The sequence below is a fragment of the Halomonas sp. G15 genome (genome assembly GCF_021282295.1).
In the GTDB taxonomy this organism is placed as follows: Bacteria; Pseudomonadota; Gammaproteobacteria; order Pseudomonadales; family Halomonadaceae; genus Halomonas; species Halomonas alimentaria.
Window position 1 is genome coordinate 1 of record NZ_JAJSPA010000025.1, and the last position, 24,259, is coordinate 24,259.

Annotated in this window: 19 protein-coding genes and 1 pseudogene; 10 read left to right on the top strand and 10 right to left on the bottom strand. The window is 67.1% G+C overall.

Going from position 1 to position 24,259, the window contains the following annotated elements; all coding sequences use genetic code 11:
• The 7 genes and pseudogenes from LWH48_RS12165 to LWH48_RS12195 form a co-directional block, all read right to left on the bottom strand.
• A pseudogene (locus LWH48_RS12165) lies at window positions 1-471 on the bottom strand (arsenic resistance protein); the annotation flags it as partial.
• Window positions 464-2,284 (bottom strand): ABC transporter ATP-binding protein, encoded by a 1,821-nt coding sequence (locus LWH48_RS12170; protein WP_232912784.1) that lies wholly within the window; start codon window positions 2,282-2,284, stop codon window positions 464-466. The pseudogene LWH48_RS12165 and the gene LWH48_RS12170, both read right to left, overlap by 8 nt.
• A 72-nt stretch (window positions 2,285-2,356) precedes the next feature.
• A complete protein-coding gene (locus LWH48_RS12175; RefSeq protein ID WP_232912785.1) occupies window positions 2,357-3,160 on the bottom strand; it encodes an ABC transporter ATP-binding protein in 804 nt (267 codons plus the stop codon).
• Entirely contained in the window at window positions 3,157-4,224 is a 1,068-nt protein-coding gene (locus tag LWH48_RS12180; RefSeq protein WP_442908314.1) for a FecCD family ABC transporter permease, read from the bottom strand. The genes LWH48_RS12175 and LWH48_RS12180 overlap by 4 nt, the downstream gene beginning before the upstream one ends.
• Before the next feature lie 88 nt (window positions 4,225-4,312).
• Window positions 4,313-5,281: a FecCD family ABC transporter permease gene (locus LWH48_RS12185; RefSeq protein ID WP_232912786.1), complete on the bottom strand. Its 969-nt coding sequence runs from the start codon at window positions 5,279-5,281 to the stop codon at window positions 4,313-4,315.
• A gap of 56 nt (window positions 5,282-5,337) precedes the next feature.
• Entirely contained in the window at window positions 5,338-6,267 is a 930-nt protein-coding gene (locus LWH48_RS12190; RefSeq protein ID WP_232912787.1) for an ABC transporter substrate-binding protein, read from the bottom strand.
• Window positions 6,268-6,364: 97 nt separating this feature from the next.
• Window positions 6,365-7,261: an ABC transporter substrate-binding protein gene (locus LWH48_RS12195; protein ID WP_232912788.1), complete on the bottom strand. Its 897-nt coding sequence runs from the start codon at window positions 7,259-7,261 to the stop codon at window positions 6,365-6,367.
• A gap of 185 nt (window positions 7,262-7,446) precedes the next feature.
• On the opposite strand from LWH48_RS12195, the gene LWH48_RS12200 reads away from it, so the two are divergent.
• The 10 genes from LWH48_RS12200 to LWH48_RS12245 all read left to right on the top strand — a co-directional run bounded on the left by LWH48_RS12200 (window position 7,447) and on the right by LWH48_RS12245 (window position 20,849).
• Window positions 7,447-9,519 carry a TonB-dependent receptor domain-containing protein gene (locus LWH48_RS12200; RefSeq protein ID WP_232912789.1) on the top strand — a complete coding sequence of 691 codons (2,073 nt, stop codon included), beginning with the start codon at window positions 7,447-7,449 and terminating at the stop codon, window positions 9,517-9,519.
• Window positions 9,520-9,739: 220 nt separating this feature from the next.
• Window positions 9,740-11,869 (top strand): TonB-dependent receptor domain-containing protein, encoded by a 2,130-nt coding sequence (locus tag LWH48_RS12205; RefSeq protein ID WP_232912790.1) that lies wholly within the window; start codon window positions 9,740-9,742, stop codon window positions 11,867-11,869.
• 165 nt (window positions 11,870-12,034) lie between these two features.
• Window positions 12,035-12,937 carry a LysR family transcriptional regulator gene (locus LWH48_RS12210; RefSeq protein WP_232912791.1) on the top strand — a complete coding sequence of 301 codons (903 nt, stop codon included), beginning with the start codon at window positions 12,035-12,037 and terminating at the stop codon, window positions 12,935-12,937.
• 76 nt (window positions 12,938-13,013) lie between these two features.
• The gene (locus tag LWH48_RS12215) at window positions 13,014-13,889 is read left to right on the top strand and encodes an AEC family transporter (RefSeq protein WP_232912792.1); all 876 of its coding nucleotides are present in this window, start codon (window positions 13,014-13,016) and stop codon (window positions 13,887-13,889) included.
• A gap of 77 nt (window positions 13,890-13,966) precedes the next feature.
• Entirely contained in the window at window positions 13,967-15,151 is a 1,185-nt protein-coding gene (locus LWH48_RS12220; protein ID WP_232912793.1) for a PQQ-dependent sugar dehydrogenase, read from the top strand.
• 206 nt (window positions 15,152-15,357) lie between these two features.
• Window positions 15,358-16,608: a quaternary amine ABC transporter ATP-binding protein gene (locus tag LWH48_RS12225; RefSeq protein ID WP_232912794.1), complete on the top strand. Its 1,251-nt coding sequence runs from the start codon at window positions 15,358-15,360 to the stop codon at window positions 16,606-16,608.
• Window positions 16,609-16,613: 5 nt separating this feature from the next.
• Window positions 16,614-17,447, top strand: a complete 834-nt coding sequence (locus tag LWH48_RS12230) for an ABC transporter permease (RefSeq protein ID WP_232912813.1) — start codon at window positions 16,614-16,616, stop codon at window positions 17,445-17,447.
• A 95-nt stretch (window positions 17,448-17,542) separates the two neighbouring features.
• Window positions 17,543-18,415 carry a glycine betaine ABC transporter substrate-binding protein gene (locus tag LWH48_RS12235; protein ID WP_232912795.1) on the top strand — a complete coding sequence of 291 codons (873 nt, stop codon included), beginning with the start codon at window positions 17,543-17,545 and terminating at the stop codon, window positions 18,413-18,415.
• Between the two features lie 281 nt (window positions 18,416-18,696).
• Window positions 18,697-19,125 carry a universal stress protein gene (locus LWH48_RS12240; protein WP_161431320.1) on the top strand — a complete coding sequence of 143 codons (429 nt, stop codon included), beginning with the start codon at window positions 18,697-18,699 and terminating at the stop codon, window positions 19,123-19,125.
• Window positions 19,126-19,175: 50 nt separating this feature from the next.
• Window positions 19,176-20,849 carry a BCCT family transporter gene (locus LWH48_RS12245; RefSeq protein WP_161431319.1) on the top strand — a complete coding sequence of 558 codons (1,674 nt, stop codon included), beginning with the start codon at window positions 19,176-19,178 and terminating at the stop codon, window positions 20,847-20,849.
• A gap of 114 nt (window positions 20,850-20,963) precedes the next feature.
• Here the strand turns inward: LWH48_RS12245 and LWH48_RS12250 are convergent, their stop codons facing one another.
• The 3 genes from LWH48_RS12250 to LWH48_RS12260 form a co-directional block, all read right to left on the bottom strand.
• Window positions 20,964-21,683: a 3'-5' exonuclease gene (locus tag LWH48_RS12250; RefSeq protein ID WP_161431318.1), complete on the bottom strand. Its 720-nt coding sequence runs from the start codon at window positions 21,681-21,683 to the stop codon at window positions 20,964-20,966.
• A gap of 1 nt (window position 21,684) precedes the next feature.
• On the bottom strand, window positions 21,685-23,598 hold the full coding sequence (locus LWH48_RS12255; RefSeq protein ID WP_232912796.1) for a DUF294 nucleotidyltransferase-like domain-containing protein: 1,914 nt from the start codon (window positions 23,596-23,598) through the stop codon (window positions 21,685-21,687).
• A gap of 145 nt (window positions 23,599-23,743) precedes the next feature.
• Window positions 23,744-24,130: a DUF4168 domain-containing protein gene (locus LWH48_RS12260; protein WP_161431316.1), complete on the bottom strand. Its 387-nt coding sequence runs from the start codon at window positions 24,128-24,130 to the stop codon at window positions 23,744-23,746.
• Window positions 24,131-24,259 lie beyond the last annotated feature (129 nt).

Consider the following 24,259-nt stretch of genomic DNA (forward strand, 5'->3'; position numbering starts at 1 on the left):
GGCGGCCGTCATCCCCCCTGTTCCCAGGAAGAGCCAGAGATAGGCCGGCAGCGCCACCAACTGCAGCGCCAGCAGCAGCGGCGTGGCGGCGATGGCCCGCCCGGCATCACCGCGACCGAGGTGGGTGAAGGTGATGAACCAGTCGGTGCAGGGCACCAGCAGCACCATCAGCACACCGAGCTTTACCGCCGGCGCCAGCGGCAGCGCCACCACCAGGCTGCCGACGATCAGCGGCATGAGCAGGAAGTTGCCGAGTACCAGTGCCGTGGCGAAGCGCCAATCCTTCAAGGCCAGACCCAACCGACTCAGTGGCACCTGGGTGAAGGTGGCGTAGAGCAGCACGGCGAGCAACGGCCAGAGTGTGCGCTCCAGGCCGGCGGCGGCCGCGGGGCGGGTCAGCCCCAGGCCGAGCCCGACCAGGAGCGCCGCCAGGTAGCACCACACCTGGTGGCGCTCCAGCGCCTCACGCATTGGCGTTCGTCCCCTCGGCGGCGGCCAGCAGCGCCCCGGTCTGCACCCGCCACTGGGCGGCGTAGCGCCCGTCGGCCTCGAGCAGGCTCTGGTGGGTGCCGCGTTCGGTGACCCGCCCGCCCTCGATCACCACGATCTCGTCGGCGTGGATGATGGTGGAGAGGCGGTGGGCGATCATGATCACGGTGCGACCGTGACCGATGCGGCGCAGCGAGCGCTGGATGGCGGCCTCGGTCTCGTTGTCCACGGCGCTGGTGGCCTCGTCCAGCACCAGGATGGGCGGGTCCTTGAGCAGCGCCCGGGCCAACGAGAGGCGCTGGCGCTGGCCACCGGAGAGGCGAATACCGCGCTCGCCCACCGGGGTGTCGAGCCCCTGGGGCAACGCCCGGATGAACTCCCACGCCTCGGCAGTCCTGGCCGCCTCGACGATGGCGTCCTCCGCGGCGTCCGGTTTCCCGTAGGCGATATTGTCACGCACCGTGCCCTCGAACAGGTAGACATCCTGGCTGACCAGGCCGATGGCGCCGCGCAGGGAGGCCAGGCTCACCTCACCGATGGGCTGGCCGTCGATCAGCACCCGCCCGGCGCCGGGGTCGTAGAAGCGCAGCAGCAGCTTGATCAGGGTCGACTTGCCGGAGCCGGTGGCGCCCACCAGGGCCAGGGTGTGGCCGGCGGGCACATGCAGGCTGACGTCATCCACACCGACGTCGCTCGCCGCATAGCGGAAGCCGACGCCCTCGAAGCTCACCTCGCCCCGCAGTGGCTCGGCCAGGGGCGCATCATGGTTGTCACGCACGGTGATCGGCACCGCCAGCAGGTCGAGGATGCGACGGGTGCTGGCCATGGCGCGCTCGAAGAGGTCGATCACCTCGGCAAGCCCCGTCAGCGGCCACAGCAGGCGCTGGGTGAGGAATACCAGCACCCCGTAGGCGCCCACGTTGAGGTCGCCGCGCAGGGCGAGCATGCCGCCCATGGTGAAGGTGGCCAGGAAACCGGCCAGGATCGCCATGCGGATCACCGGGATAAAGGCGGAGCTCACCTGGATGGCGCGGCGGTTGGCCTCCACGTAGGCCTCGCTCACCTCGCGTAACCGCGCCGCCTCCCGGGCCTCGCTGGTGAAGCTCTTGATGGTGGCGATGCCGGCCAGATTGTTGGAGAGCCGGCTGGCCAGATCGCCCACCTTCTCGCGCACGTCGGCATAGAGCGGGCCGGCCTTGCGCTGGAAGTAGAAGGCGCCCCAGATGATCAGCGGAATGGGCGTGAAGGCGAGCAGCGCGATCAAGGGCGAGATGACGAAGAACACTGCCCCCACCGCCACCACGGTGACCCCCACCTGGATTAGCGAGTTGGCGCCGCCATCGAGGAAGCGCTCCAGCTGGTTGACGTCGTCGTTCATGGTGGCCACCAGCTGCCCCGAGCTCCTCGACTCGAAGTAGGCCATGTCCAGGCGCTGGGCGTGCTCGTAGGTGTCCAGGCGCATGTCGGCCTGGAGGCGCTGGGCGAGGTTGCGCCACAGGATCTTGTAGAGGTACTCGAACAGCGACTCGCCGGCCCAGATGAAGAAGGTCAGGATCGCCAGAACGAATATCTGCTCCTGAGCCGAGGTGAAGCCCGCCCGAGCCACGAAGCTCTCCTCCTGATTGACCACCACATCGATGGCCACACCGATCAGGATCTCCGGCGCGATATCGAAGAGCTTGTTGATGATCGAGCAGGCACTGGCGGCGATGATGCGCCGACGGTAGCCGCGGGCGTAGCGCAGCAGGCGCACCAGCGCCTGGAAGCTGTTGGGAGTCGCCGGGGTGGGGGTCATGGGGAGTCCTTGTGGTTGACCCGGGCAGGATAGCGACTCCCCCTCGTCCCTCCAACATGGGCACCGGGTGGGCTAGGGGAGTCGACGCAGGTCGGTAAGGATGGGGGTGCCCGTCGCCGGGTCGTGAAGCAGGGTGCAGGCGACGTCGTAGAGTCCGCGCACCAGGGATTCGGTGACCACCTCGGCCGGCGCCCCCTGGGCGACGATGCGTCCATCACGCATGGCCACCAGGTGGTCGGCGTAGCGGCAGGCGCTGGCCAGGTCGTGGAGCACCAGGGCGATGGTGCGCCCACGGCTGGCCAGCGAACGCACCAGCTCGAACACCTCCAGCTGGTGGCCCAGGTCCAGCGCCGAGGTGGGCTCATCGAGCAGCAGCAGCGGCGTCTGCTGGGCGATGGTCATAGCGATCCAGGCGCGCTGGCGTTGGCCACCGGAGAGCGCCTCCAGGGGACGTTCGGCCAGGGCCTCGAGGCCCGCCGCGGCCACCGCCTCGGCCACCGCCCGGCGGTCGTCCGCCGACCACTGGCGCAGCCAGCCCTGGTGGGGCTGACGACCGAAGCGCACCAGATCGGCCACGGTCAGTCCCTCGGGGGCGCTGGCCTCCTGGGGCAGCAGTGCCAGGCGTCGCGCCAGCTCCCGGGCCGGCAGTTGCTGGATGTCCTCACCGTCGAGCAGCACAGCTCCCCCAGCAGGGGCATGCAGCCGTGCCAGGCCGGCCAGCAAAGTCGACTTGCCGCAACCGTTGGGGCCGACGATGGCGGTGACCCGGCCCGGCGGCAGGGTCAGGGCCAGGTCGTCGATGATGGTCGTCCGGCCGTGGGCCAGGGAGAGCGCGCTGGCCTGCAGCAGGTTCGCGGGGTGGGCGGAGGCGTTCATGCGGGGCTCCTCGAGGGTCGCAGCAGGATCCACAGCAGCCAGGGGCCGCCGACGATGGCGGTGACGATGCCCACCGGCAGCTCGATGGGCGCCAGCAGCAGGCGCCCCACCAAGTCGGCCAGCACCATCACCAGGGCACCGGCCAGGGCGGAGGCGACCAGCGGCACGCCGCGCGGCGAGGAGAGCGAGCGGGCGATCTCCGGGCCGATCAGCCCCACCATGCCCACCGGGCCGGCGACCGCCACCGCCAGAGCGGTGAGCAGCACCGCGAGGGTCAGCACCTGGAGTCGCCGGCGCTTGAGGGGGAGACCCAGGCCGCTGGCCACGGCATCGGAGAAGCGCAGGCCGGCCAGCGAGCGGCCCAGGGCGAGGGCCAGCGGCAGTCCCAGCGCCAGCCCCGCGGCCAGCACCGTCACCGCCCCCGGCGAGCGGGCGTTGAGGGTGCCCACCGTCCAGGGATAGGCGGCGTTGGCGCTGTCGATATCCACCTGGGCCAGCATCAGCTGGGTCACGGCGCCGAAGACCGCGCCGATGCCGATGCCGGCGACGATGAAGCGGTAGCCGCGGGTGTCGCCGCCGCTAGCCAGGCCGAAGGTGATGGCGGCCGCGGTAGCGCCGCCGGCCAGGGCCATGGCGGGCGGCGCCAGGGAGACGCCAAGCCCCACGATGGAGGCCACCGCGAAGGCGGTGGCGCCGTTATCGATGCCGATGATACCCGGCGTGGCCAGGCGGTTGCGAGCCAGGGACTGCATCAGGCAGCCGGCCAGGGCGAAGGCGGCACCGCTGAGCCAGGCGGCGACCAGCCGCGGCAGGCGCAGCTCCTGGACCATGAAGGCGGCGAAGGGATCGCCGCTGCCCTGAAGGGCGGGCCACAGCCCCGCCAGAGGCAGCCGCTCGGTGCCCAGGACGAGATAGGCCAGCGACGCCGGCAGCAGGGCCGACAGCAGCAGCGCACTGACCCACAGGGCGCGGCGCTCGAGCAGCAGGCTGGCGCGGCCGAGGGTCAGGTGCCAGTAGCCGGAAGGGGCCCCGCCGCTGCCGGGGTCAGCCCCCGGCGGCGCCAAGTCCGCTCGCCATGAGCGTCTAGACAGGCATGGACACTCGGCCGGGGTCTGGCCCCAAAGGTCCTGCTCCGTGTTCATACTCGCTTCCTCACAGGGTCGGCAGACGGCGGGCCCGCACCACGGCCACCAGCACCGGGGCGCCGAGCAGCGCGGTGAGCACCCCGATGGGCAGCTCCGAGGGGGCCACCACCAGGCGCGAGACGATATCAGCGACCAGCACCATCAGCGGCCCCAGCGGCAGGCAGAGCCACAGGGTGCGGCGGATGTCAGGGCCAGCCAGGGCACGGGCGGCGAAGGGCACCACCAGTCCGACGAAGGCGATGGGGCCGGCCAGCGCGGTGGCCGCCCCCACCAGCAGCGCCACCGCCAGGATCACCAGCAGGCGCACGCGGCCCGGGTGGTGCCCCAGGCCCGAGGCCACCCGTTCGCCCAGCGCCAGGGCGGCCAGCGGCCGGGCGATGACGGCGATGATCCCCAGCGCCACGGCGAGGCTGGGCAGCACCGCGACCAGATCCTCGAGATGGCGCCCCGCCAGGCTGCCCACCACCCAGAAGCGGATCTCGTCGGCGGTGCGCTGATCGAATAGCAGCAGCAGCGAGGTGAGCGAGGCGAGCAGCGCCGAGAAGGCGGCGCCGGCCAGCACCAGGCGCACCGGGTCGTCACCCATGCCGCGCAGGCGCACCACGCCGAGCACGGCCACACAACCCAGCAGCGCCCCCAGCTGCCCCACCGCGATGCGCAAGGTGGCGGCGCCGGCCCCCAGCCACAGCGCCACGCCCACCGCGAAGGCGGCGCCGGCGCTGACCCCGAGCAACCCGGGCTCGGCCAGCGGGTTGCGCGAGACGGCCTGCAGCAGCGCCCCGGCCAGGCCCAGCGAGACGCCGACGACGATGCCGATCAGGGTGCGCGGCGCGCGCAGCGACCCCACCACGAAGGCGGCCTCGTCATCGCCCCGCCCCAGCAGCACGGCCAGGGCACGTGCCGGCGTGACGTCACCGGCGCCCAGCAGCAGGCTGGCAACGACCACCGGCACCAACAGTGTCAGCAGCAGGGCCATCACACGCCAGGGCCCCGCCGGGAGGCGGGGCTGGAGACGAAGAGTAGCGGCCGGCATCAGGGCAGCAGCGCGGATTCGATGTCATCGAGGATCGCCTGGGCGGCCAGCGGGCCATTGGCGCTGGTCCATAGCTGGCCATCCACCGGAATCACCTGGCCCTTGTCTACCACCGGCAAGCGGGCGAAGGCGGCGGACTGCTTGGCGGCCGCCAGGGCCTGGTCGCCCTCCTCGTTCAGCGTGGCCAGGAACAGCCAGTCGCCCTCCAGCCGTGAGAGGTTCTCGAGGCTCAGCGGGTCGCTGTGCACCCCGCGCTGATTGACCAGGCCGGCGTCATCGACCGGCAGGCCGGCGGCCGCCAGCACGCCGCTGGTGAACAGCGCCTCGGACATCACCAGCGGTCCCTGGGGCATCCAGCGCACCAGGTTGGCGCTGCCGTCGATGCCTGTCTCGGCGAGCGCCTCGGCCAGGCCGGCGGCGCGCGCCTCCACCTCGTCGATGGCGCTTTCCAGTGCCGCCTCGCGGCCCAGGGCCGCGCCGAACAGGCGCGCCTCATGCTTCCAGTTGTCGGCGGCCAGCTCACGGGCCTCGGGCACCACGGTGGGGGCAATCCGCGACAGCAGCGCGTACTGCTCATCGGAGAGCTGCGGGGCCGCCAGGATCAGGTCCGGCCTTTCGGCCAGTACCGCCTCCAGGTTGATCTCGCGCACCACCCCGACGATGGCCGGGCGGTTCTCCCTCTCGAGATGGGCCTCGATGTAGCGCGCCACGCCATCGCCGCCGCGGGTGGTGACCGCCCCCACCGGCGTCACCTCTACCGCCAGGGCGGCGTCCAGGGCGCCCTCGTAGAGGGTCACCACCCGCTCGGGAGCATCGGGAACCTCGACCTCACCGTGAGCGGTGTCCACGCTGGCCGCCTGGGCCACGGAGAAGGTCAACAGGGTAGCCAGGCCGGCGATTCCGGCGGCAATGTGGGGCAACTTGGGCATCGATGGGGCTCCTTGGCTGTGAAGCATGATAATGACTATCAACATCTCTTGCATGTCACCGATCAGGCAACAGGACGTTCGGTAAACCGCAACAAAATCAGTGGGTGAGCGCCTCGACCACTTCATCCACCTGCTCGCGAATGCTGACCAGGCCGGCGCCGGAGAGGTACCAGAGATCCGCCGACAGCGACACCACCTCGATGGCGGCGCCCCCCTGGTCGGCCAGCGCTTCCTGCAGCGCCGAGGCCTCCAGCGGCGCCTCGCCGATCGCCGCGCTGCGATCCACCACCAGCACCGCATCCGGCGCCATGCGTTCCATGACCTCGGGGGGCAGGGGAGTGAAGGTGCGTTCACCACGCTGCACCGACACCACCCCCTCGGGCAGCGGTGGGGGCGCCAGCTGCAGCAGCTCACCAACCACCGGCTCCTGGCGCAACGAGTAGTTGCCGTCGTTGTGGGTAACCACCACCACCGAGAGCGCCTCCGGCAGCGACGCTCGGGCCTTCTCGATGTGTGCGGAGAGCTCGGCCAGCGCCGCCTCGGCCTGCGTCTCGGCGTTGTAGCGCTTGGCCAGCCCCCTCACCTTGTCGCCGAAGGCGGCGAAGAAGGGGCCCTTCTCCAGCGTCACATCCACCACCTCGGCGATCTCGCCCAGCGGCACGGCCGCCTCCTCCTGGCGACCGGTGACCAGGATCAGCTGTGGCTCCGCCGAGGCCACTGCCTCGGCATCCGGGGTCTTGAGGCTGCCGACATCGGTACGCCCCTCAAGCAGGTGCTGCATATAGGTCGGGGCCGCCTGATAGGGCAGCCCCACGACGTGCGCCTCGAGCCCCAGCGCTTCCAGGGTGTCGACGCTACCCCAGTCGAAGCTGACCACCGCCGGACCTTGGGTGGCCTGAGCCTCTTGAGAGGCCTGCGTCTCCGCCGTGGCCTGCCCCGCCAGGGTCAGCGACACCATCGCCAAGGCCAGTGCACAGCTGCCAAATCCTTTCATAATCGCTCTCCTTGAAATGGGAATCGGTTGCAACAAGGCTCGACACCTTATCACTACCCGCGTTGCAACACTCGGAACAGGGCCTTCGATGAAACAGACTTTCAAGAACGAATACGAATCTTTATCGTTTTTGCCCAAATAAGGTCACCGACCAACACAACCCCCACGAGCAAGGAACCCCACAGATGCCAGCCTCACTCCCCCTTCTCTTTCGACGCTCCAGCCTGGCCATGGCGATCTCCGCCGCCTTCGCCAGTGGCACCTCCCTGGCCCAGGATGGCACCGAACTGGAGCCCTTGGTGGTCACCGCCTCGGGCTTCGAGCAGGCGATCTCCGATGCCCCGGCCAGCATCTCGGTGATCAGCGGCGAGGAGCTCAACAAGCAGTCCTACTCGAGCATCGTGGATGCCATGGACAACATTCCCGGTGTCTATGTCACCGGCGGGGGGCTATCGAAGGACATCAGCATCCGCGGCATGGATGACAGCTACACCCTGTATCTGATCGATGGTAGACCGATCAACGACGGTCGCACGGTCAACACCAACGGCACCGACGGCGGCAAGCAGATCGGCCTGCCGCCGATCTCGATGATCGAGCGGGTGGAGGTAATTCGTGGGCCGATGTCGTCGCTCTACGGCTCCCAGGCCATGGGCGGCGTGGTCAATATCATCACCAAGAAGGTCAACGACGAGTGGATGGGCTCGGTCACCACTGAGTACACCCACTCGCTCAACGACATCAACAACGATGGTCAGCAGGTCAGCTTCTTCACCGGCGGCCCGCTGATCGAGGGGCTGCTCAGCGCCCGCTTCCACGGCAGCTGGGTCGGCCATGAGGAGAGCGACCATATCGGGGGCGACGACAACGCCGAGAGCACGCCCGAGAGCGATACCCGCCAGGGCGGTATCGAGCTGATCCTGACGCCCGACGAGCGCAACGCGTTCTCCCTGGGCTATACCGCCTCCACCAAGGAGTACACCCATAGGCCCGGGCGCAGCATGGCCCTGGTCGATGGTCGCGGCAATCCCACCGAGGCCAACACCACCCGCTACGACAAGGACGTCTACACCCTGTCGCACAAGGGCAACTACGGCGGCTTCCTGACCGATACCTACCTGCAGCACGATATCTCCGACCGACACCTCGGCGATGGCGGCGAGGAGAAGACCAATGAGATGACCACCTTCAACACCCAGACGACCTACTTCTGGGGCGATCACATGCTGACCTTCGGCGGCCAGTACAAGTACGAGGACCTGACCGACGACACCAATGGCCTGCTCTCCTCCAACGTGCCCGGCGCCGTCAACCGCGTGGATCGCTGGCTCGCCTCGCTGTTCATGGAGATGGAGTGGAGCCTCACCGACGACCTCAACCTGACCACCGGGGTGCGCTACGACGACGACGAGCTGTTCGGCGGCCACCTCTCGCCGCGGGTCTACGCTAACTATCACCTGACCCCCGAGTGGACCCTCAAGGGCGGCGTCTCCACCGGCTACAAGCAACCCAGCCTGTCGGATGCCACCGAAGGCTTCGGCCGCGGCACCGGCGGCGGCGGCTCCCCCGCCCCGCACCCGCGCGCCCTGATCATCGGCAACACGAACCTCGATCCGGAAACCAGCACCAACTACGAGTTGGGTATCGCCTACAACGATACCGCGGGGAGTCTGAACGCCAGCGCGACGCTGTTTCACACCCGCTTCGATGACAAGATCGCCGAGGATCGCCTCTGCGAAACCCCCGATGCCAACCGCAACGATCCCGCCACCTGGACCTGCCCCTACGCCGGCAACGAGTTCGTTTTCCTGAGCACTCGCAAGAACATCGACGAGGCGGAGATGCAGGGGGTGGAGCTGGCGTTGGGCTATGACATCACATCCCGGCTGAACCTCACCTCCAGCTACACCTACACCGACTCCGAGCAGAAGACCGGTGCGTTCGCCGGCGAGCCGCTCAACAAGATCCCCGAGCACATGCTCAACCTACTCCTCGACTGGCAGGCCACCCGCGACCTCAATCTCTGGGTACAGAACAACATCCGCGGCGGGACCAGCGACTACCTGGGCCGCAGCAGCATGAGCGACGGCACCCCCGGCTACGGCTTCGTCGACGCCGGCCTGGTCTATGCCCTCAACGACAAGGCCCGCGTCAAGGCCGGTATCTACAACATAGGCGACAAGGAGATCACCAACGACGACTACGAGGTCGTGCTCGATGGTCGCCAGCTCAACCTGGGACTCACCGTGGACTTCTAGGCCTCGCGCCCTGCTGCGGCCCCCGCCGCCTCAACGCCCAGGCGTCACCCCCCACTGCTTCGCCCCGGCCACGCCGGGGCGTTTGCGTGGCTCGCACCGCCTCTCCGCCCGATGTTCCACTCCTTGCAACAAGGCGTTTCATGAGAATTTATATCAATTAAGGAACTTTCTCTTATAGAATACCAACACTTCTGATAATCACTATCATTCAAGGAATATCATGAACCGCTTCACTCCCCGTGCCCTGGTCAGCGCCGTGGCCCTGGCCACCGCTTCCACCGCCCTGGCCCAGGAGAGCCAGCAACTGGATAACATCGTGGTCACCGCCGCCGGCTTCGAGCAGGCCATGGCCGAGGCCCCGGCCAGCATCTCGGTGATCAGCCGCCAGGAGCTGGAGGAGAAGCGGGTCACCACCATCGCCGATGCCCTGCGCGACGTGGAAGGCGTCGACGTGGGCGGTCAGGTGGGCAAGACCGGTGGACGCAACATCAGCATTCGCGGCATGCCCAGCGACTACACCCTGATCCTGATCGACGGCCGCCGCCAGAATACCGCCGGCAGCGTCACGCCCAACGGCTTCGGCGAGACTTCCACCAGCTTCTTCCCACCGGTCTCGGCGATCGAGCGCATCGAAGTGATCCGCGGCCCGATGTCGACCCTCTACGGCTCCGATGCCATGGGCGGGGTGATCAATATCATCACCCGCAAGGTGAGCGACAAATGGAGCGGCTCGGTGCAGGCGGAAAGCACCTTCAACGAGCACGACGAATTCGGCGATAGCCGCGAGACTAGCGTCTATGCCAGCGGCCCACTGGTCGAGGAGACCCTGGGACTACAGGTCCGCGGACGCTTCTATGAGCGTGATGCCTCGCGCCTGACCTATACCGAGGCGGACGGTACCAAGACGCCGGTCAGCCAGCGCGGTCCGAGCCCCGTGGAGGGCGATGTCTACAGCCTGGGTGCCAAGCTCACCCTGACTCCGCACCAGGATCACGAGCTATGGCTCGACGGCGAGACCAGCCGCCAGCGCTTCAACAATGATGACTGCCAACTGGGCACCCTGGACGGGCGCACCCGCAGCTGCGAGCCCGACCCGGGTGTGGCCAACGGCTACAGCGATGAGCTGCGCTTCGAGCGCGATCAGCTCGCCATCGGTCATACCGGACGCTTCGCCGCTGGTACCTGGGAATCCAGCCTGATGCACAACACAACCGAAACCACGGGGCGCACCATCCCCGGCACCCTGGGGCTGCCCTATGAAGGGTTCCCCGGGATCGTGGGCGGTGATGCCCGAGAGCTCGAGACCACCAATACCGTGCTCGACAGCAAGTTCGTGATGCCGCTTGGCGACCATATGGCCACGATCGGGGGCCAGTGGATGGATTCCGAACTGACCGACGGGCTGGCCACCGACGAGTTCTCCCAGACCACCTGGGCGCTGTTCGTCGAGGACGAGTGGTGGCTGGCCGAGGACTGGGCGCTGACCCTGGGTGGCCGCTACGACCATCACGACGCCTTCGGCAGCCAGTTCAGTCCGCGCGGCTACCTGGTATGGAGCGCCAGCGACGACTGGACCCTCAAGGGCGGCATCAGCCGCGGCTACAGGACGCCGTCGCTCAATGACCTTCACGATGGCATCAACGGCATCACCGGCCAGGGCACCAGGCTGACCATCGGCAATCCCGACCTGCAGCCGGAGGAGAGCACCAGCAGCGAGCTCGCCGCCCAGTACGACGACGGCGAGGGCTTCATGGCCAGCGCCACGCTGTTCCACAACAGTTTCGATGACAAGATCACCGACGGGGACCCGATTTACATCAGCAACCACTCAAGCATTCCCGATGGGATCTACGATCAGCAGATCAACGTCGATGAGGCCGAGACCCAGGGCATCGAGCTATCGACCCGCATCCAGCTCTCGGAGCGCGTCAACCTGAGCGCCAACTACACCTGGACCGACAGCGAGCAGAAGAGCGGCGAGCAGCAGGGCGAGCCGCTGACCGACACCCCGGAGCACGCCGTCAACGCCACCCTGCGCTGGCAGGCCACCGATCGGCTCGGCACCTGGCTCTCCGGCGAGTACCGCAGCGAGCGCTACCGTGACCGTGAGCGAGTGCGTGGTGCCGCCTCCTACGACGACCTGGGCGATTTCGAGTCCTACGCGCTGTTCCACCTGGGCGGCAGCTACCGGGTCACCAACGCCTTTACGGTCAGCGCCACCGTCCAGAACCTGTTCGACAAGGACTTCGTCGATTACCGCGCCTACGACGGCGGTGCGGAATACGGCAACGTCTACGCCAACAGCGAAGAGGGACGCCGCCTCTGGCTCTCCGCCCGCTACGAGTTCTAAGCACGCCCGAGACGCCGTCTCGCCGTTTCGATCCTGCCTTTCGCCCCGGCCACGCCGGGGCGTTTTGCCAGCAAGGGAATGCATCGCAAGATCAAATGACAATGATTTATATTGCTTTGATTGCATGCCATACTGTCGCCATCGCCATCGCGAACCCTATCCCCCATGCACGACTTCGATGAGTTGGCCGCCTTCGACGCGATCATGGCGTCGGGCAGCCTGACCAGCAGCGCGCGAAAGCTGGGCCTGGCCAAGTCGACCCTGAGTCGGCGTATCAGCCAGCTGGAGAGTCGGCTCGGCCAGCCCCTGCTGCGTCGCCAGGCCAACCGTCTGATTCCTACCGAGGCGGGGCTGTTGTTCCACGACTACTGTCGCGAGATGCTGCGCCTGGCCAGCCGCAGTCGCGAGGCGCTGGCCGACCTCTCCGAGGCGGTGCGCGGGCGCCTCACCCTGGGGGTGCACTGCGGGCTGGCGCGCAGCTGGGCGGCGGGGGTGGCGGAGGACTTCCTGGCACGCCATCCGGAGGTGGAGCTGACCCTGCAGGCGCGTGAACAAGCGGAGTGCTCGCCGGAGAGCCAGTGCGTGCAGGTGTGGCTGGGCGAGGTACCCACCGAGGCCGGCCTCAGGGCGGAGCCGCTGGGGCGCCTCTCGCGTCATCTTTATGCCAGCCCCGACTACCTGGCACGCCACGGGGCACCGGCACATCCCGAGGCACTCGCACACCATCCCTGGATCGACCTGCTGGGCACCACGCACGCGGGGCTGACGCTGCATCATTCCGAGCAGGGCGCCTTCTGTTTCCGTCCACCACGCTCACGGCTGCGGGTCGACCTGCCGGTGCTGCATGTGGATGCCATCGCCCGCGGCCAGGGCATCGGGGTGCTGCCGGAGTGGATCGTAGCCGCCCGCGAGGCCCACCATCCCGGCGAACTGGTGGCCTGCCTGCCCGCGTGGAGACCGATGCCGCTGGCGGTGACCCTGCTCTACCCCTACGGCCAGCGCCCGCGCCGGGTCGACGCCCTGCTCGACTGCCTGCGCCGGGCCGTGCCCGAGGCCTGGCGCCCCTGACATCGAGCGCTCGCCTTGCCAGGCCGGCCGCCGCTTCCGACAATAGTCACCCGCTCTTTACCTCAGGGACGACCGCATGCTTGCCGAACTCTTCGCCGTAATGGCCCCGGTGCTTACCGGCGCCGGCTTGGGCTATCTCTGGATCCGCCTGGGTCAGCCCTACCCGGTGGAGTTCGTCACCCGGCTGGTCTTCAATATCGGCACCCCGGCGCTGATCATCGCCTCGCTGGCCAATGCCGAGATCGATGCCGGCAACGTCGGCCGCACCATGCTCGCCGCCGCCCTGGTGATCACGGCCATGGCGGCTGCCACCCCGCTGATGGCACGCCTGCTGGGCAAGGAGTGGCGGGTAGTGCTCGCCCCCATGATGTACCCCAACACCGGCAACATGGGCCTGCCGGTGGTGCTCTACGCCTTCGGTAGTGCCGGTTTTGCCTACGGGATCACGGTGATGGTCACGGTGTCGCTGTTCCAGTTCACCGTAGGCTCGGTGATGGCCAGTCGGGACAACCCCCTGCGCACCCTGGTGCGAACCCCCACGGTCTACGCCATTGTCATCTCGCTGGCGCTGCTGCTTACCGATACCACCCTGCCGCGCTGGCTTGCCAATAGCGTCGACCTGATCTCGGGCTTCACCGTGCCGCTGATGCTGATCACCCTGGGGGTCTCGCTGGCCAGCATCCAGGTCCGCAGCCTCAAGTCCGGGGTCGGCTTCAGCCTGCTGCGCATTCCGGTGGCAGCGGCCCTGGCCTGGGGCATCGGTTCCCTGCTCGGCCTGCCGGCCATGGCCCAGGGCATCCTGGTGCTGCAGATGAGCATGCCAGTGGCGGTGTTCAACTACCTGTTCGCCCAGAAGGCGCGGCGCGAGCCGGAGTATGTGGCAAGCCTGGTGTTCTGCTCGACCCTGCTCTCGCTGCTCTACCTGCCGCTGCTGCTGGCCTGGCTGATGTAGCCCGAGCTGCGGTGGATGTCCGCCTGTCGATCTATGCTGGTGTGGAGATACCCGACAAGCCCCGCAAGGAGATGACCATGCCGGCCATGCTGCATAGAGTGACCACCGCCCTGCTCCTCGGCGGCCTGGGCCTGGGAGGCCTGCTCACGGCCAGCCTTTCCCAGGATAACCACGTCCAGGCCGCCGAGACGCTGGTCGAGCGGCTCGAGAGCGACCATCACGCCCTGCGCCTGGAGCGCATCGCCATGGGGCTCGAGCACCCCTGGTCGCTGGCCTTCCTGCCGGATGGCGACCTGCTGGTCAGTGAGCGCCCGGGGCGCCTGGCGCGCATCGACCAGGCGGGGGAGATCACTCGCCTCGCCGGTGTGCCAACGGTGAGCACCCGGGGCCAGGGCGGCCTGCTCGACCTCGCCCTGCATCCCGACTTCGGCGAGGAAGGCGGTGGCAATGACTGGCTCTACTTCACCTGGAGCCAGCCCGGCAACGGCGGCAGCGCCACCACCCTCTCCCGCGCCCGTCTGAGCGAGGACGCCCTCCTGGAGGTCGAGACGCTGTTTGTGCAGGACCGTTTCTCCGCCCCCGGGCGACACTACGGCTCGCGGCTGGCCTGGCTACCTGACGGCACCCTGCTGATGAGCATCGGCGACCGCGGCCGCGAACCGCCCCGGGCTCAGGATGGCGGCGACCATGCCGGCAGCGTGCTGCGCCTGACCGACAGCGGCGGCGTGCCCGAGGACAACCCCTTCGTGAATGACCCGGCAATGCTCGACGAGCTCTACACCCTGGGTAACCGAAACCCTCAGGGGCTCACGGTGGCCGCCGACGGCACCGCCTGGTCCACAGAGCATGGTCCGCGCACCGGCGACGAACTCAACCGACTGGTGGCCGGCGAGAACTACGGCTGGCCGGTGGTGAGCCGCGGTAACGACTACGCCACCAACCAGCCCATCGGCCGCGACAGCGCCCCGGGCATGCGTGACCCGCTGCATGTCTTCGAGGGGCGCTTCGCGCCCTCGGGCCTCACCGAGGTCACCGGCGAGACCTTCCCCGCTTGGCAGGGCCACCTGCTGGCCGGCGGCCTGGCCAGCGAGCGGCTGGTACGCCTGGCCCTGGATGGCGACGACGTGGTCGAGCGCGAGGTGATCCTCGAGGGCGAGATCGGCCGCATCCGCAACGTCCGCCAGGGCCGAGACGGGGCCCTCTACCTGCTCGAGGACTCCGCCCATGGCGCACTCTATCGGCTGACGCCGGTGGCTCCCTAGCGTAGCCTCGTCCTCCTCTTCCCTGCCCTGCTGCTGTTTTGCCTGGCGTTACCGCCAGGCTTTTTAATTTGAATGATCGTTCAAAAAAAAGTAGGGTATAGGACCTTTCGCAACCGTCAACGCTCCCGCATGCCAAAATAGGCGGCATCGGCCGGCACATGCTGCGCCGTTTGCATTACGCCAGGGACTGACAAGAAGGCAAATCAATGAATGAGAACCGAAACGTCAAGATTCGGGTTCGCAACCTGAGCAAGGTCTTCGGCAGCAATCCGAAGAAGGGGCTCGAACTGCGTGACCAGGGCCTCAAGCGCGCCGAGATTCACGAAAAGACCGGACAGACACTGGGACTCTCCAATATCGACTTCGATGTCTATGAAGGCGAGCTACTGGTGATCATGGGTCTCTCCGGTTCCGGCAAGTCGACCCTGATCCGCTGCCTAAACCGCCTGATCGAGCCTACCGAGGGCGAGATCGTCATCGACGACGAGAACATTCCCGAGCTCGATGACAAGGCACTGTTGGAGTGCCGCCGTCGCCACTTCTCGATGGTGTTCCAGAACTTCGCGCTCTTCCCCCACCGCACGGTGCAGCAGAACGCCGAATTCGGCCTGGAAATCCGCGGCGTGGACAAGGCCGAGCGCGCCGAGATCGCCCGCAAGGCGCTCAAGCAGGTGGGCCTGGACGGCTGGGAGGACTCCTACCCCAACCAGCTCTCCGGCGGCATGCAGCAGCGCGTGGGCCTGGCGCGGGCGCTGGCCAATGACTCCACGGTGCTGCTGATGGACGAGGCCTTCTCGGCGCTCGACCCGCTGATCCGCGGCGACATGCAGCAGGAGCTGCAGGAACTGCAGAGCCGGATGCAGAAGACCACGGTCTTCATCACCCACGACCTCGACGAGGCGCTCAACATCGCCGACCGCATCATCCTGCTCAAGGATGGCGAGATCGTGCAGATCGGCACCCCGGAGCAGATCCTGACCCACCCCGCCGACGACTATGTGAAGCGCTTCGTGGAAGGCGTGGACATGTCCAAGATCCTCACCGCCGAGCACGCCATGCGCAAGGTGCGCGCCGTGGCCCGCGAGGGCGACGGCCCGCGTACCACCCTGCGCAAGATGCACGAGCACAACCTCGACTCCATCTACGTCACCCGCCGCGACCGCACCCTGTTGGGCCTGCTCGAGGTGGATGCCGCGGAGCAGGCGGCCAGGCAGGGCGCCGACACCATCAGCGAGTCCATGACCCAGGACTTCCGCAAGGTGGGACCCCAGGAGCCGCTGCACAACCTCTTCGCCATGTTCAGCGAGAAGAGCTTCCCCATCGCCGTGGTCGATGACGACGAGCGCCTGCTCGGCGTAGTGGTCAAGGGCGCCGTGCTCGACCAGCTCGCCCAGGCCACCGAGGAGAGCTCCACGGCAGACGCAGACACCGATATCGCAGCGGCAGGAGAACAGTGATGGCGATCGAGATTCCAAGCATTCCGCTCGGCCAGTGGATCGAGGGTGGCCTCGACTGGCTGACCAGCGAGTACTCCATCGTGACCCGCGGCATCTCCCGGGTCACCCAGACCGGCATCGACGGCCTCAACGACGCCCTGATGTGGCTGCCGCCCTGGGGCCTGCTGCTGATCATCGTCGGCCTCTGCTGGTGGGTCGCCAACATGCGCCTGGCGATCGGCGCTGCCGCCGGCCTGGCCCTGATCTGGAACCTGGGCCTGTGGGACCCGATGATCGAGACGCTCACCCTGGTGGTGATCGCCACCCTGGTGGCGGTGGTGATCGCCCTGCCGGTAGGCATCGCCGCGGCGCTTTCCGAGCGACTCTACCGCGTGATCATGCCGGTGCTCGACTTCATGCAGACCATGCCGGCCTTCGTCTACCTGATCCCGGCGATTCCCTTCTTCGGCATCGGCTCGGTATCGGCGATCTTCGCCACGGTGATCTTCTCCATGCCGCCGGCGATCCGCTTCACGACCCTGGGCATCCGCCAGGTGCCGGGCGAGCTGATCGAGGCCGCCGACGCCTACGGTGCCACGCGTGGCCAGAAGCTGGTCAAGGTGCAGCTGCCGCTGTCGCTGCCCACGGTGATGGCGGGTATCAACCAGACCATCATGCTGGCCCTCTCCATGGTGGTGATCGCCGCCATGATCGGCGCCGACGGCCTGGGCAGCGAGGTGTGGCGTGCCATCCAGCGTCTGCGCCCGGGTGATGGCTTCGAGGCCGGCATCGCCGTGGTGATCCTGGCCATGCTGCTCGACCGCCTGACCCAGTCCCTGCGCAAGCAGCGCAAGTCCTGAGCCCGATGGCCGAAGGCTGCGTTGAGGGCCTCGGTTGAAAGCTCGAAAAGAAATCGCCAGAGTGTTGTTGTACATACTTGGAGGAAGGAACCACGATGAAGCATCTGCTTAACCGTCGCATCCGCCTCGCCGGCCTGGCACTGGCCACCGGCGCCGCCCTGACTGCCGGCGCCGCCCAGGCCCAGGACAAGGGCACCGTCCACCTGGCCTACGTCGAGTGGTCTTCCGAAGTGGCCTCGACCAACGTCATGCGCGCCGTGCTGGAGCAGGCCGGCTATGAGGTCGACATGACCTCTCTCTCCGCCGCTGCCATGTGGCAGGCCGTCTCCACCGGCGATGCCGACGCCCTGCTGGCGGGCTGGCTGCCCACCACCCATGAGGACTACTACGCCCAGCTCAAGGATCAACTTGTCGATACCGGGGTCAACCTGGACGGCACCAAGCTCGGCCTGGTGGTACCGAGCTACGTGGAAGCCGAGAGCATCGCGGAGCTCAACGAGTATGCCGACGACTTCGACGGCAAGATCGTGGGCATCGATCCGGGCGCCGGCATCATGCGCCTGACCGAGGACGTAATCGACGCCTACGAGCTCGATCTCGACCTGCAGACCGGTAGCGGCGCCACCATGAGCGCGGCTCTCAAGGCGGCCATCGATAACGAAGAGGCGATCGCCGTCACCGGCTGGACCCCGCACTGGATGTTCGCCCGCTGGGACCTCAAGTATCTCGAGGATCCCGAGAACGTCTATGGCGGCGCCGAGCAGATCCACACCATCGTGCGCCAGGGCCTCGAGGAGGATATGCCGGAGGCCTATGCCATCCTGGATGCCTTCGAGTGGACCGCAGAGGACATGGGCGAGGTCATGCTCATGAACCAGGAAGAGGACGCCGACCCCTACGAGAGCGCCAAGCAGTGGGTCGAGGAGAACCAGGAGCAGGTCCAGGAGTGGCTCGACGCCGCCAACTGATCCTGCTGACCCGCGGCGCTCGCCGCGCCTTCCCGGGGGAGCCACGCGAGTGGTTCCCCTGCTTCATGTCTGGCATGCCAGCTATGCTGTATCGCGCGGGCTCCTCGGAGCTCACCTGCGCCACTTTCATCATTGGTGTACAGTTCGCGTACAACAAGCGTGATGCGTTGAAGCACTGATCGCCAGAGAGCGACTACGCTTCGAGTGTCCCTTGCTGTATAGGACATGCTTGCTCAGGGCGCTGCCTCGCCCCTTCATCGCAACGACAAGGAGATGCCGTGATGTATCGCAAGATCATGGTGCCGATCGATCTCGCCCATATCGAGGTGATCGAGCCCGCCCTGCAGACGGTGGCCGACCTGGCCAAGCACTATGATGCCGAGGTCTGCTACGTGGGCATCACCTCCAGCACCCCGGGAAGCGTGGCACGCACCCCGGAGGAGTTCTCCCAGAAGCTGGAGGCCTTCGCCCAGAAGCGTGCCGCGGTACATGGCCAGCCGGTCAGCACCCACACCATCGTCAGCCCCGACCCCATCGCCGACCTCGACGACGACCTGATCGAGGCCATCGACAAGGTGGGTGCCGATCTGGTGGTGATGCCGACCCATCCGCCCAAGCATCTGGACGTGATCATGCCGTCCCACGGTGGCAAGGTGGCAACGCACACCAAGGCCTCGGTATTCCTGGTACGTCCGGGGGCAGGTGAATAACCGCTACGACACACAACTGCGTACATCGATAACCGCAAGGGAGACGTCTCGTGGCCAACCAGACCAACGATGACAAGCCCCAGGAGCCTCAGCAGGGCTCCGAGGGGATTCCGGCCCCGGAGGGGGCAGCCAACCTGATCGACACGGATTACGTGATCGGCCAGGACAACATCACCGCTTCCCCCATGGGGATCGACGTGGATCTGCACGGCAAGGTGTTCATGGTCTCGTCGATCGTGATCCTGCTGTTCGTGATCCTGACGCTGGCCATGCAGGCTCAGATGGAGCCGATCTTCAACAGCATGTTCAGCTTCCTGACCACCAAGCTGAGCTGGGTGTTCCTGCTCGGTGCCAACGTCTTCGTGATACTCGCGCTGGTGCTGATCTTCACCCCCATGGGCAAGGTGCGCATCGGCGGCGCCAAGGCCACGCCGGACTTCGGCTACCCAGGCTGGTTCGCGATGCTGTTCGCCGCCGGCATGGGCATCGGCCTGATGTTCTACGGCGTATCCGAGCCGCTGGGCCACTATGGCACCGCCTTCGGCGGCATCAGCATGGGCGAGGATGGCCTGCGTACCGACTGGGCGCCGCTGGGCGGTGCCGAGGGTGACCAGCAGGCCGCCATCTCGCTGGGCATGGCCGCTACCATCTTCCACTGGGGCCTGCACCCGTGGGGCGCCTACGCCATCGTGGGCCTGTCGCTGGCGATCTTCGCCTTCAACAAGGGCCTGCCGCTGACCATGCGCTCGATCTTCTACCCGGTGCTGGGTGAGCGTATCTGGGGCTGGCCGGGCCATCTGATCGATATCCTGGCGGTGTTTGCCACCCTGTTCGGTCTGGCTACCTCGCTGGGGCTGGGGGCGACCCAGGCCTCGGCCGGTCTCAACTACCTGTTCGGCATTCCCGACAACAACGTCACGCTGGTGCTGCTGATCCTGGGCATCACCGTCGTCGCCCTGGGCTCGATCATGCTCGGCGTCGACAAGGGCGTGCAGCGCCTGTCGCAGCTCAACATGGGCCTGGCCCTGCTGCTGCTGGTGTTCGTGATCGCCGTGGGCCCGACCCTGATGATCGCCACCGGCGTGCTCGAGAACCTGCTCGGCTATGTGAAGAACCTGCCGGCGCTCTCGATGCCCTTCGGACGCGAGGATGCCAACTTCAGCCAGGGCTGGACCGCCTTCTACTGGGCCTGGTGGATTGCCTGGTCACCCTTCGTCGGCATGTTCATCGCCCGTGTCAGCCGCGGCCGTACCGTGCGTGAATTCCTGATCGCCGTGCTGGTGGTGCCCACCCTGGCCTCGGTGGTATGGATGACCGCCTTCGGTACCACCGCCATCGACCAGGTGATCAGTTCCGGCATCTCCGAGGTGCAGGACGCCGCCCTGGAGCTGCAGCTGTTCACCATGCTGGAGTACCTGCCGCTGAGCGCCATCACCTCCTTCGTCGGCATCGTGCTGGTGATCGTGTTCTTCATCACCTCGTCGGACTCCGGTTCGCTGGTGATCGACTCCATCACCGCCGGCGGCAAGGTCGATGCACCCAAGCCCCAGCGCGTGTTCTGGGCGCTGATCGAAGGTGCCATCGCCATCGCCCTGCTGCTGGGTGGCGGCCTCGGCGCGCTGCAGACGGCGGCACTGACCACCGGCCTGCCCTTCACCCTGGTGCTGCTGGTGGGCTGCTATGCCATCGTCAAGGGACTGATGAGCGAGCCCAAGGCCAAGTAGATCGGCCCCAGGCTGGCAAGCAGCCAGCAAGACGCAGCGAGGCGGCCTTCGGGCCGCCTCGCTGCGTTATGGGTCGAGCTTATGGGCCGAGCCTTTGAACGGCGCTCGAGGTGCTCAGCTCCACAGTTCGCTTAGCGGGGTCTCCGCCGAGAAGCGACTGGCTACCTGGGCCTGCAGCAGCTCTGCGGTGGCCAGGGCATCCACCAGGGCGTGGTGCCCCTGGTAGGGGGGCAGGCCATAGCGCTCGCGACTCGCCTGCAGGCGGATCGATACCGGCGGGCGCCCCAGCCAGCGCCTGAAGCGCGCCCATAGCGACTGGCGGTAGAGCCGTGCCTCCAGCGACATGGTATCGATCACCGGAAACAGCAGCCCCTCCCCCAACCGATGCTTGAGGGCCGCATCGAAGAAGCCACGCTCGATATGCCGATAGTGAACCACCGCCAGTCGTCCCCGGAGCAGACCCAGCACCTCAGGCAGTACCTCGGCCAGGTCCGGGGCATTCTCCACCTCGTCATGGGTGATGTGGTGCAGGGTTACCGAAGTCGCGGTGAGCTCGCGATAGGGCTTGAGCACCCAGTAGCGCGCCTCGCGCAGCGGAATTCGCGCCAGGCTGAAGGGCACCATGCCGATGCTGACGATGGCATGGCGACGCGGGTCGAGGCCGGTGGTCTCGATATCCAGCGCCACCAGCGGCGCCTCGCCGATGGGCGTGTCGGCCGGCGGACAGCCGGTAGAAAAGAAGTCGGCCAGCAGTGGATGACTTACCCGGCCCGCGCGGTCGGCCAGATACTCCGGCCAGCCCGGTACCGCCTGCTGCCTGCGCCCCATGGCCATCCTAGCGCCTCCGCCGCTCGGCGGCGGGCGGCACAGGGTAGCGGAACTTGAGGAACTTCTGGGCGTTACTCAGCACCTGGAAGGCGTCCTTGAGGGTATGGCGCTCGCTGTCACTGACGTTCTCGGGTTCGATATTGTTGTCGGGTGTCCGCTCGTGCTGGATATCGATCACCTGGTGGCGTATCCGCGCCATGGTCAGGAACTCCAGCGCATGACGCAGCTTGGCACTCACGCCCTGGGCCAGCAGCTGGGTCTGGTCGATATCGTCGAGACGCTCGAAGCTGTTCTGGGCCCGGGAGCCGCAGGCCAGGGAGTGCACACGGATCAGGTCGGTGAGCGGTGCCGTGCCACGCCGCTTGAGGTTGATGGAGTTGTTGTGCTTGCCGTCCTTCTCCATCACGAAGGTGCGGAAGAAGCCCAGCGGCGGGGTACGATTCAGCGCATTGCGGGCCATGGCGGCCAGGAACAGTCGGCTCTGGGGAGCCTGGGTAGCGATCAGGTCCTGAAGCTGCTCGACGTAGGCGTTCTCCCCGAACACCGCATCCAGGTCGAAGAAGATCGAGCTGTGCAGCAGGCGCTCCGGCGTGGGATCGCGGATCCAATCCTGGAAGTAGCCCTTCCACACCGACAGCGGCTGGCGCCAGCGGGGATTGGTGGCCATGATGTCGCCCGTGCAGTAGCTGTAACCGCAGGCCGCCAGGCCATCGCTTACTCGCTTGGCCAGCGCCAGGAAGTAGTCGTCGTGGGCCTTCGGATCGAAGTCGTCCGATAGCACCAGGGCGTTGTCCTGGTCGGTGACCAGGGTCTGCTCGTTGCGCGCCATGGAGCCCATGGCCATGAAGCAGTAGGCCACCGGCGGCGGTCCCAGCTCCTCCTCGGCCAGCTCCAGCAGGCGGCGGGTGAAGCTGCGCCCGATGGTGGAGAGTGCGCTGCCGATCATCCGCGAGTCGGCACCGTCCTCCACCATGCGCACGAAGGCGGCACGCACGTCCGGCGCCAGCTTGGCCAGCCCCTCGGCGGTGGACTGGCTGTAGATATTGCTGACCAGGTAGAGGCTGGAGTGGGTCTCGTAGCGGATGATATCGGAGAGGTGCACGATGCCCACCGGGCTGCGGCGATGCATCACCGGCAGGTGGTGGATGTTATTGCGCAGCATGGTCAGCATCGCCTCGTGCACCGACTCGTCGGACTGGATCGCCACCAGCCGGTCACTCACCACCTCGCCGATGGGGGTATCGGGCGGTCGCCCCTCGGCCACCGTGCGGCGGAAGTCGCTGTCGGTGAGGATGCCGCGCACCTGCCAGGCGCGCTCCTCGCTGTCGCGGAAGGTATAGCGCGGGTTGTCGCTGGGGCTGTCCAGCACCAGCACCGCCGAGGCGCCGAAGTCGCTGATCTGGCCGGCCGCCGCCTGCAGCGTGGTGCGCGCCTCGAGCATCAGCGGATAACGAGTGAGCAGCTTGCGCACCCGAGTGATCATCATGTCGTTCTGCTGCTTCTGATGCTCCACCGCACTCTCGAGACGCGGGCGCTCCACCTCGACGAAATCGGCGAAGTGCTCATCCTCTTCACACAGGCGCTGGAACACGGCATCGGGGATGAAGTAGATCAGCGAGTCTTCCAGGGTGCGGATGGGGAAGCGCACCTTGTGGTTACGCAGCAGGCTGAAGTGGCCGAAGATCTCCCCCTCACCGCGACGATCGTAGAGCTCCCCGTTGCGGCGGCTCACCTCCACCGCGCCGCTGCGCACATAGCCCAGGACGTCAACCTCCTGGTCGGCGACGAAGATATCGCTGTCGGCGCGGTAGTAGGCTACCTCCACCTGGCCGGCGATCTCGTCGAGCAGCTCGTCGGAGAGCGCGTCGAAGGGCGGGAAGCGCCCCATATGCTGGCGAATCTCCAGCCATTCCACTTCCATGCGTCCTCTCCCGTCGCCGCCCATTTTCGCCAAGTCTGGAAGCTTGCCGAGTCGCTGTAAAGCGCCTTGAACTCCCTACGAAAACGGCCACCCCGGAGGGTGGCCGTCGAATGCCGATGGGAGTCGGTGTCGGGTCAGGAGCGGCTTACGACTGAGCCATCTCCTGGACACGCTGCATCAGCTCGGGATTCTGCTGGATGGCCTGGCCAATGGCGTTGAAGGTATCCACGTCGAGGCCGCTCTCCTCGACCACCTTGACCATCTCCTCGTTGGCCTCCATGCGTACTTCCTGCTGGGCGTCTTCGCCTTCGGCGGACTGCAGGCGCTCGGTGTACTCCTGGGACAGCACCGCGATCTCCTTGGAGGCATCGGCGAACTGCTGGAGCTGGGCATCGGAGAAGTCCTGGGCCGGGGCGGCGGCCTGGGTCTGCTCGGCGGCATTGGCTGCAGAGTCCTCCTGGGCGTGTGCGGTGGCCGACATCAGGCCAGCGCTGAGCAGGGCGGCGGAGAACAGGGCAGTCATGCGTTTCATAGATACCTCCAGGGATATTGCATCATGTATGTGCCCCCCTGTGACGACCTGCGTCCCGGGGAGTTCAGATCGTTTTGTGTTGGAATGTAACGAGAGCGACCGCAGGCGCCCTCTTTTGCGTGGCAGAAC

Excerpts from the sequence above, each read along its gene's own strand:
- LWH48_RS12170 (WP_232912784.1), bottom strand. The coding sequence starts at position 2,284 with ATGACCCCCACCCCGGCGACTCCCAACAGCTTCCAGGCGCTGGTGCGC.
- LWH48_RS12175 (WP_232912785.1), bottom strand. The coding sequence starts at position 3,160 with ATGAACGCCTCCGCCCACCCCGCGAACCTGCTGCAGGCCAGCGCGCTC.
- LWH48_RS12185 (WP_232912786.1), bottom strand. The coding sequence starts at position 5,281 with ATGGCCCTGCTGCTGACACTGTTGGTGCCGGTGGTCGTTGCCAGCCTG.
- LWH48_RS12190 (WP_232912787.1), bottom strand. The coding sequence starts at position 6,267 with ATGCCCAAGTTGCCCCACATTGCCGCCGGAATCGCCGGCCTGGCTACC.
- LWH48_RS12195 (WP_232912788.1), bottom strand. The coding sequence starts at position 7,261 with ATGAAAGGATTTGGCAGCTGTGCACTGGCCTTGGCGATGGTGTCGCTG.
- LWH48_RS12200 (WP_232912789.1), top strand. The coding sequence starts at position 7,447 with ATGCCAGCCTCACTCCCCCTTCTCTTTCGACGCTCCAGCCTGGCCATG.
- LWH48_RS12205 (WP_232912790.1), top strand. The coding sequence starts at position 9,740 with ATGAACCGCTTCACTCCCCGTGCCCTGGTCAGCGCCGTGGCCCTGGCC.
- LWH48_RS12210 (WP_232912791.1), top strand. The coding sequence starts at position 12,035 with ATGCACGACTTCGATGAGTTGGCCGCCTTCGACGCGATCATGGCGTCG.
- LWH48_RS12215 (WP_232912792.1), top strand. The coding sequence starts at position 13,014 with ATGCTTGCCGAACTCTTCGCCGTAATGGCCCCGGTGCTTACCGGCGCC.
- LWH48_RS12220 (WP_232912793.1), top strand. The coding sequence starts at position 13,967 with ATGCCGGCCATGCTGCATAGAGTGACCACCGCCCTGCTCCTCGGCGGC.
- LWH48_RS12225 (WP_232912794.1), top strand. The coding sequence starts at position 15,358 with ATGAATGAGAACCGAAACGTCAAGATTCGGGTTCGCAACCTGAGCAAG.
- LWH48_RS12235 (WP_232912795.1), top strand. The coding sequence starts at position 17,543 with ATGAAGCATCTGCTTAACCGTCGCATCCGCCTCGCCGGCCTGGCACTG.
- LWH48_RS12240 (WP_161431320.1), top strand. The coding sequence starts at position 18,697 with ATGTATCGCAAGATCATGGTGCCGATCGATCTCGCCCATATCGAGGTG.
- LWH48_RS12250 (WP_161431318.1), bottom strand. The coding sequence starts at position 21,683 with ATGGCCATGGGGCGCAGGCAGCAGGCGGTACCGGGCTGGCCGGAGTAT.
- LWH48_RS12255 (WP_232912796.1), bottom strand. The coding sequence starts at position 23,598 with ATGGAAGTGGAATGGCTGGAGATTCGCCAGCATATGGGGCGCTTCCCG.
- LWH48_RS12260 (WP_161431316.1), bottom strand. The coding sequence starts at position 24,130 with ATGAAACGCATGACTGCCCTGTTCTCCGCCGCCCTGCTCAGCGCTGGC.